Source organism: Thiocapsa sp., from assembly GCF_035467215.1.
Classification (GTDB): domain Bacteria; phylum Pseudomonadota; class Gammaproteobacteria; order Chromatiales; family Chromatiaceae; genus Thiocapsa.
In genome coordinates, this window is sequence record NZ_DATITZ010000001.1 from 1 (window position 1) to 8,361 (window position 8,361).

Below are 8,361 nucleotides of genomic sequence, written 5' to 3' on the forward strand. Positions count from 1 at the left end.
TCCCCGTTACCTTTTTTATAACTGACTACATCTTTGGTTGTTTTTGATGCTTTCTCCGCTTCTGACGGACCATCAGCCCCGCAGTGCTTGGGCGGTCGGGAAGTCGCCGGCGTTCGCAACCGTTTCCGGCGTGCCTTCGGCGACGACCCGACCGCCGCCATCGCCCGCTTCCGGACCCAAATCGATGATCCAGTCGGCTTCGGTCATGAGGTCGAGGTTGTGCTCGATGACCAGGACCGAGTGACCGGCGTCGACCAGAAGGTACAGGACGTTGAGCAGGCGCTCGACGTCGGCCATGTGCAGGCCGACGGTCGGCTCGTCGAGGACGTAGAGGGTCGGGCGGGCGTGGCGTTGGGTCTTGGCCGAATCGGGACGGCGTCCCGGTCCCGGAGCAGGCGTCGCGCGCGCCTTGGTCAGCTCGGTGACCAGCTTGATGCGCTGGGCCTCGCCGCCCGAGAGCGTGGGACTGGGCTGACCGAGCTGCAGATAGCCGAGTCCGACGTCCCGGAGCAGGGCGAGCGGGTGGTGGATGGCGCGGTGCGCGTGAAAGACATCCACCGCCTCGTCGACGCTCAAGCGCAGGACCTGACCGATGTCGAGTCCCTGATAGCGGACCTCGCGGGTCTCGCGGTCGAAACGGCTGCCGCCGCAGACCTCGCAGGTCATGCGGACATCCGGCAGGAAGCTCATTTCCAGCTTCTGAACACCCTGCCCCTCGCAGGCGCTGCAACGCCCTCCCGTGGTGTTGAAGGAGAAGCGCGCCGGTCCCCAGCCGAGGATGCGGGCCTCCGCGGTGGCGGCGAAGAGGCGGCGGATCGGGTCCCAGAAACCGACATAGGTGGCGGGGCAGGAGCGCGGCGTCTTGCCGATCGGCGTCTGGTCGACCTCAAGGACGCGCGCGAGGCCCTGCCAACCGGTCAGGCGCTTGCAGCCGACCAGGTTGCCTTTGCCGGGGCGCGTCCCTGGTTTTCCCTCCTGCGCGAGCAGGTTGCGCAGGCTCTTGACCAGGACCTCGCGCACCAGTGTTGACTTGCCCGATCCCGAGACGCCGGTGATACAGACCAGCCGGGCGAGCGGGACGCGGACCTCGATGTCCTGCAGGTTGTGCCGCCGGGCGCCCGAGATCAGGAGCCAGTCGTCGCCCTTTCCGGTCGCGCGGACCGGCCGCGAGCGTCCCCGCGAACGGGCGAGACAGCGACCTGTGACGGAGGCCGGATCCTGCATCAGCTCCAGCGCGGTGCCGCGGGCGATGATCTCGCCGCCGCGCGTGCCGGCGCCCGGTCCCAGGTCGATGACCTCGTCGGCGCGGCGGATGGTCTCCTCGTCGTGCTCGACCACCAGGATGGTGTTGCCCTTGTCCTGGAGCCGATCGAGTCCCGTCAGGAGCAAGCGGTTGTCGCGCGGATGCAGGCCGATGGTGGGCTCGTCGAGGATGTAGCAGACACCGCGCAGGTTGGAGCCGAGCTGGGCGGCGAGCCGGATGCGTTGGGCCTCGCCGCCCGAGAGCGTGGGCGCGGCCCGATCCAGGGTCAGATAGCCGAGCCCGACCTCGGCGAGAAAGGCGAGGCGCTCGCGCACCTCAGCGAGCAGGTCGTGGGCGATGGCGGTCTCGCGCGTGTCCAGATGCAGGCCGGCAACGAAGGCCCCGGCCTGATCCACGGTCAGGGCCGAGAGGTCGGCGATCGAGCGTTCGCGAAAGCGCACCGCGAGCGCCTGCGGGTTGAGACGTGCGCCGTGACAGCTCGGACAGGGCTGTGACTCGACCGCGTCGGCCTCCTGCCATTGATCCTCTTCGCCCGACTGCTCCACATCGAAGCCGCGGAGCGCAAGGCCGGTGCCGAAGCAGTCCCCGCACCAGCCCTGTTTCGAGTTGAAGCTGAAGAGCCGCGGGTCCGGCTCGGGCCGCGCGATCCCGCAGCTCGGGCATGCGCGCCGGGTCGAGTAGGGCGTCTCGGCGCCCCAGGTCCCGTCGACGACCTCCACGACCCGGATCGCGCCCTTGCCGAGATCCAGGGCCTGATCCAGGAGTGCGCGCAACGCGTTTTCCTGCTCGGGCCGGATCGCGATCTCCCCGACCGGCAGGTCGATGCTGTGCTCGCGATAGCGGTCGAGCCGCGGCCAGTCGCGCGTCTCGATCGGCTCGCCGTCGACCCGCAGGACGAACCAGCCGTGCCGCACGGCCCATTCGGCCAGCTCCTTGTAGATGCCCTTGCGCGCGATCACCAAGGGCGCCATGAGTGCGACGGCTTTGTCCCCGTGATCGCGCTGGATCCGCTCCAAGATGGCGTCGCGGCTCATCGGCTCGATGGGCACGGCGCAGGTCGGGCAGGTCTGGATCCCGAGCCGGACGTAGAGCAGACGCAGATAGTGGTGGATCTCGGTGAGTGTGCCGACCGTGCTCTTAGCCCCGCCGCGACTGGTGCGCTGCTCGATGGCGACGGTGGGCGGGATGCCGAGCACGGCATCGACATCCGGCCGCGCTGCGGGCTGGACGAATTGGCGGGCGTAGGCGTTCAAGGACTCCAGGAAACGACGTTGGCCCTCTGCAAAGAGGATGTCGAAGGCGAGCGTGCTCTTGCCGCTGCCCGAGACGCCGGTGATGACGGTGAAGCGCTCGCGCGCGATCGTGATGGACAGGTCCTTGAGGTTGTGCTCGCGGGCGTGGATGACCGAGATGACGCCGTCGCTGGCGATCGGGGCCTCGACGGCGTCCGTCATGAAGCGGGGCGGCGGGGCTTCGGCGATCGCCATCGCGGCTGTTCCTGTGTGCGACAACGTGGCGAGATGCTCGGACAAGGCCCGCCCCGTATGGCTCGTCGCATGCGCCGCGACCTGCTCGGGCGTGCCGCAGCAGACCAGCTCGCCGCCCGCCTCGCCGCCCTCGGGTCCCAGGTCGATCAGCCAATCCGCGGCGCCGATCAGGTCGAGATTGTGCTCGATGACGAGGAGCGAATGCCCCTTGTCGAGCAGCCGCCTGAAGGCGTTCAGCAGGACCGCGACATCGGCGAAGTGCAGCCCGGTGGTCGGCTCGTCGAGCAGGAAGAGGAGGCCACCGTCGCGCGCCTTGCCCCGGCCGGATTTGGCGAGATGGCCGGCGAGCTTGAGCCGCTGGGCCTCGCCGCCCGAGAGCGTGGGCACCGGCTGGCCGAGTCGCAGATAGCCGAGTCCGACCGCGAGCAAGGGCTCCAGCGCGCGTTTGAGATCAGCGTCATCGGCAAAGCAGGCGAGTGCCTCGGTCGCCGTCATCTCCAGCACGTCGGCGATCGAGCGTCCGGGCTCGCCGGGCCGGGCGCCGATCTCGACCTCCAGCACGGGCGCGCGATAGCGCCGGCCGTTGCAGTCCGGACAGCGCAGGTAGACGTCGGCGAGGAACTGCATCTCCAGATGCTCGTAGCCGTTGCCGCCGCAGGTCGGGCAGCGTCCGGTGCCGCTGTTGAAGCTGAAGGTGCCGGCGGTGTAGCCGCGCTCCTTGGCGAGCGGCAGGGCGGCGAAGCGTTTGCGCAGCACGTCGAGCGCGCCGACATAGCTCGCGGGATTCGAGCGCGAGGTCCGGCCGATGCTCGATTGATCCAGAAGTACGACATCGGCGATCAGGTTGTCTCCGTCGATCCCGGCGTGCTCGCCCGGCGGCTCGTCGGGATGGCCTTTGCGCTGGCAGAGCGCGTTGTAGATGACCTCCTGCGCCAGGGTCGATTTGCCGGATCCCGAGACGCCGGTGATCACGACCAAGCGGTGCAGCGGGATCTCGACATCGATCCCTTTGAGATTGTGGGCGCGTGCGCCGCGGATGCCGACCCGCGGGCCGTCCGACGCCGGGGGATTGGGCGGGTGGCCGGCGGCGACCTGTCGCCGGCTCGCCAGATAGTCGCCGGTGAGCGATCCGGATGCGCGGATCAGGTCCGTCGGCGATCCCTCGAAGAGGATGCGCCCGCCTTGCTCGCCAGGTCCGGGGCCGATGTCGATGATGCGGTCGGCGGCCCACATCACCTGTGGGTCGTGCTCGACGACCACCAGCGAGTTGCCCTGGTCGCGCAGTCGTCGCAGGATGGCCACGATCCGGTCCATGTCCCGCGGGTGCAGGCCGATGCTGGGCTCGTCCAGCACGAAGAGCGCGTTGACCAGCGTGCTGCCGAGCGCCGTGGTCAGGTTGATGCGCTGCACCTCGCCGCCCGAGAGGGTGCGCGACTGGCGGTCCAGGGTGAGATAGCCGAGCCCGACCTCGCAGAGATAGCGCAGGCGCGAGCGGATGCCCTCGATCAGCAGGTCCAGCGCCGGATCCAGCGGCAGCGCGTCGCAGAAGTCGCGGCAGGCGCTCAGGGGCAGACGCATCAGGTCATGGATGCAGAGACCGGGGAGGGCCTGCCAGGTCGGCTCGTCCATGCCGATGCGCCCGTGCCGGAAACGGCGTTCGGGTGCCAGCGCCCGATCCGCGAGCGTCTTGTCCCCGACCCGCCAATCCAGCGCCTCGTCGGTGAGTCTGGCCCCGTCGCAGGTGGTGCAGACATCGTAGGCGCGGTAGCGCGAGAGCAGCACGCGCACATGCATCTTGTAGCTGCGCCCTTCGAGCCAGGCGAAGAAGCGGCGCAACCCGTACCAGACGCCGGCCTCCCACTCGCCGTCGCCCTCGATGATCCAGGCACGATCGGCATCCGTGAGATCGCGCCAGGGCAGATCGGTCGGGACGCCGCGGCGATGCGCGAAGCCCATCAGGTCTTCGTGGATCTCCGAATAGCTGTCGGACTGGATGGGCTTGATCGCGCCTTCGAGCAGTGATTTCGACGGATCCGGGACGACCAGCGACCAGTCGATCCCGATGGTGCGCCCGAAACCACGACAGGTCGGACAGGCGCCGACGGGCGAGTTGAAGGAGAAGCGGCTCGGTGTCGGATCCGCATAGGCGATGTCGCAGTCGGCACAATGCAGATCGGCCGAGAAGCGCCAAGGCTGGCCGGGCTGGCGATCGGCGTCGAGCGGATAGACCCGGATGCGCCCGTGACCGCGGGCCAGCGCGGTCTCCAGCGCCTCGATCGCGCGGCCGCGGTGCTCGGCGGTGAGACGCAGTCGGTCCTGGATCACCTCGATGGCGGTCGCGTTCTCCGACAGGATCCGGACATAGCCCTGTTGGGCGAGCAGTGACTTGACCGCCTCGACATCCAGGGACGCGGGCACCGGCACGCCGAACGCGATCGAGACGTTTCGGTCGGCGGCGTCCGGCAGTGCGATCAGATGTTCCCAGATCCCCTCGGGCGTGTCGCGCCGGACCTCCCGACCGCAGCCCCGGCAGAAGAGCCGGGCGGTGCGGGCGAAGAGGAGCTTCAGATGGTCGTTCAGCTCCGTCATGGTGCCGACGGTCGAGCGCGAGGTGCGCACCGGATTGGTCTGGTCGATCGCGATCGCGGGCGGGATGCCCTCGATGCGGTCGGCGGCCGGTCGGTCCATCCGATCGAGGAACTGGCGCGCGTAGGGCGAGAAGGTCTCGACGTAGCGTCGCTGGCCCTCGGCATAGAGTGTATCGAAGGCGAGCGAGGACTTGCCGGAGCCCGAGACCCCGGTCACGACGATCAGCTCGTTGAGCGGCAGGTCGAGATCGATGTCCTTGAGGTTGTTCTGGCACACCCCGCGCAGACGGATCAGATCGCGTCGCGGACTTGGTTCCGGCATGAGTGTCTTCGCTCGATCTGGCTCTCGGGGCTCAACGCACTGCGTAAGGCTGGAGGCTCTCGACGGGAGTCCGGATCCTCATGCCGGGCGCGGGCCGTCTCCGCGATCTCGCTGAAGGCGAAGACACGGTTGTGTCCGGCACGTTTGCTGGCATACAGCGCCTTGTCCGACGCACCGCACATGTCGTTCGTCCCGCCTCGACCGCTCGGGTGCGGACCTGCATGGACGGCTCGATCGCACGGGCGATGCGATTTCCCTGAAAACTCGATTGTCATTCCACCTGGTTGCGCGCTTGTTCGAGGCTTGTGCCTGACTCGGATGCCCCTAGATTACCCTCGTCGGGCAAATCGAGCCGGTCGTTCGCCGAGCCCCACCATCCCCAACCACGCTAAACGAGGATTTACGACCATGTCCATGCGCCTCTCCACGCTCGCTACTGCCGCTCTCCTCGGTGCCATGCTGGTCGCCGGCTCCCTCATGACCGCACAAGCCGGCGAAGGTTGTACCAAGGACAAGAACAAGGACAGCGGAACCGCAACGGCCTTCCCGACCCAGATCCGGCAGCTCTGAACCGCGACTTGTAGTTCGTGAGGTCTTCGAGGCGGGGGCAACCTCGCCTCGATAACCAATGTCGGCGCGACGCGGTTCAGGGTCATTCTCGATGATACGGATCGCTTGAATCGTGTAGCTCCGTCTGATTGGAGTTAACCCGACATCCGAGTCCACTCGATCCCATTCGTACCCTGCGTCAACGCGTCTCAAGTTCGACCGCGTCCCGGCTCTCATGCGTCTGGTGGGAACTCGGTCTAATCCACTACACTCTCCACCGCTTTAAACCGCGCCAGCTAGAACAGTCATCGAGTCTGCCGGCGCCGATCCCATCCAAAAACATCCCACACCGCGTCGGGCGCGGTTTAAAACCGACTGCGGATGTATTTGAGCGCGCGGCTGATCGACAGTTCGATGTTCGACGGTCCGTTGCGAATGATGAACATCTCTCGATTCTTGTCGTCGTGCACAAACGCGGGTGTGTCCGCACGCTCGCACTCGACCGCTCCCACGCGAAGTCCGTCCAGGTCATAGAGGTCGAAGCGCACGAACCGCGCATACTCGGCCCCGATATGATGATTCAGCAGATTCTTGAAGTGCAGCCTGCACTTGTCCTCGTTTTCGAACTTGTCGGCGTCCAGGCCCAGCACGGTCCCGTCATCCGACACCCCCAGCAACAGAATCCCGCCTTCCGAGTTCAAAAATGCAGCGACGGCCTTCAGCCAGGCCATCTCGATCTCTCGACCCATCACCTTGCTGTGCAGATTCATGCGCATCGTGGACTTGAATTCGAGATGCGTGCCTTCGCCCGAGGCGATCAGCTCGCGCAGATCCTCCGCGGCGCGCCTTCGGTCGATGCTGAGTTTGGGCATGTCGCGCAGTTGTCGGTGGTATTTGCGCACCAACAGGGTCGTCATGCCCAGGCTGGCCAACAGGATGCCGAGCACTGTGAGGGCGACGATGTGCCACCGGCTCCGGAGGATCGCGAGGGTCTCGGAGATAGGCAGGACGACGCCCGCCCAACCGCCCGCGAGATCCTCGGTCAGTGGTCTGAAGCCGCCCCACCACTGACCCCTCGAGCTGGTGAAGCGGATCAGACCCTGCGCCGGGCGGCCCGCCAGGTTCCAGGCCGACACGGCGTCGAAGACCAGCGGGCCGCCGGGCGTCAGATGGACCGAGAAGAAGCCGCTCGCCTGCTCCGGATCCGGTGGCAGAGAGTCGTCCTCCGGGACATAGACGCCGCCGGCACCGCTGAAGAGAAAACCGCGACCCTCGGCCGCGACGGCGTGTCGCTCGATGCTCGCAACGATGGTCTCGATGGTCACGTCCAGTGCGGTCACACGCAGTTGTCCGGACTGCATCCAACCTAATGATGCCGTCAGACCGGGCTCCTGGGTCGACTCGAAGACGTAGGGTCGAGTCCAGAACACGGCGCCCGGTCGATCGGCCGCCGCGGTGAACCAGGGTCGAGTGCGCGGGTCGTGCTCGCTTGCCTCCTCACGCGTCTCCTGCGGGCGCAGCGCGGCGTCCCAGCGGGTGATTCGCATCGACTGTCCCGTTCCCGGCTCGTGCAGTCGGCTCATCCAGCCGTCGCCGTCGCGGCGCAGAAAATATTCGCTGCCGTCGGCCGAGGCATCGATCGCGCCCGCGATCTGGCCCATGTGGGCGAGGATCGGGGTCAAGCGTTGATTCAAGGCCCCTTCGTCGGCCGGGGTCAGACCGGCAGCGGCAAGACCGTCGCGAACGATCAGGAGCTGCTGCTCGACCGGCAGCAGGAGACCGCGAACCTCGTCGCGAACCAGTGCCGTCGCGGAATCAATGCGGCTTTCGGCCAGGTCCTCCTTGATGAGATTGATCAGGAGGATATTGATGGCCACCAACAGCCCGACGGTCAGGAGCACCAGCAGCACGAGGTCGCGAAGGAGACGCGAGCGGATCGGACCCGAGGAGGTCCGCAACAAGGAGAAGGGCGTCATGGGGAGGCTTGGGAACCGCTCAAAGATAAGTCAAACCTAGCGAGGCTTCGCCTCAGACCGACGAGTCATGGGGTGAGCTCCGGTATCGGGCGGCCCCGGTTGAGCGACGGAAGGCTAAACTTCCGTTGGTAGCCGCACGTAGCGGCGTGTGGCGCGTGGCCAAGATGCCAACCGG

At 67.0% G+C, this 8,361-nt stretch carries 3 protein-coding genes; 1 reads left to right on the forward strand and 2 read right to left on the reverse strand.

Annotated elements, in window-relative coordinates; all coding sequences use genetic code 11:
* Nucleotides 1-72 precede the first annotated feature (72 nt).
* On the reverse strand, nt 73-5,661 hold the full coding sequence (gene uvrA / locus VLR48_RS00005; protein ID WP_325289818.1) for an excinuclease ABC subunit UvrA: 5,589 nt from the start codon (nt 5,659-5,661) through the stop codon (nt 73-75).
* Nucleotides 5,662-6,069: 408 nt separating this feature from the next.
* Between uvrA and VLR48_RS00010 the strand changes: the two genes are divergently transcribed.
* The gene (locus tag VLR48_RS00010) at nt 6,070-6,231 is read left to right on the forward strand and encodes a hypothetical protein (protein ID WP_325289819.1); all 162 of its coding nucleotides are present in this window, start codon (nt 6,070-6,072) and stop codon (nt 6,229-6,231) included.
* 344 nt (nt 6,232-6,575) lie between these two features.
* Here VLR48_RS00010 and VLR48_RS00015 read toward each other — a convergent pair whose 3' ends face one another.
* Nucleotides 6,576-8,186, reverse strand: a complete 1,611-nt coding sequence (locus VLR48_RS00015; RefSeq protein ID WP_325289820.1) for an RNA-binding domain-containing protein — start codon at nt 8,184-8,186, stop codon at nt 6,576-6,578.
* Nucleotides 8,187-8,361 lie beyond the last annotated feature (175 nt).

Excerpts from the sequence above, each read along its gene's own strand:
- uvrA (WP_325289818.1), bottom strand. The coding sequence starts at position 5,661 with ATGCCGGAACCAAGTCCGCGACGCGATCTGATCCGTCTGCGCGGGGTG.
- VLR48_RS00010 (WP_325289819.1), top strand. The coding sequence starts at position 6,070 with ATGTCCATGCGCCTCTCCACGCTCGCTACTGCCGCTCTCCTCGGTGCC.
- VLR48_RS00015 (WP_325289820.1), bottom strand. The coding sequence starts at position 8,186 with ATGACGCCCTTCTCCTTGTTGCGGACCTCCTCGGGTCCGATCCGCTCG.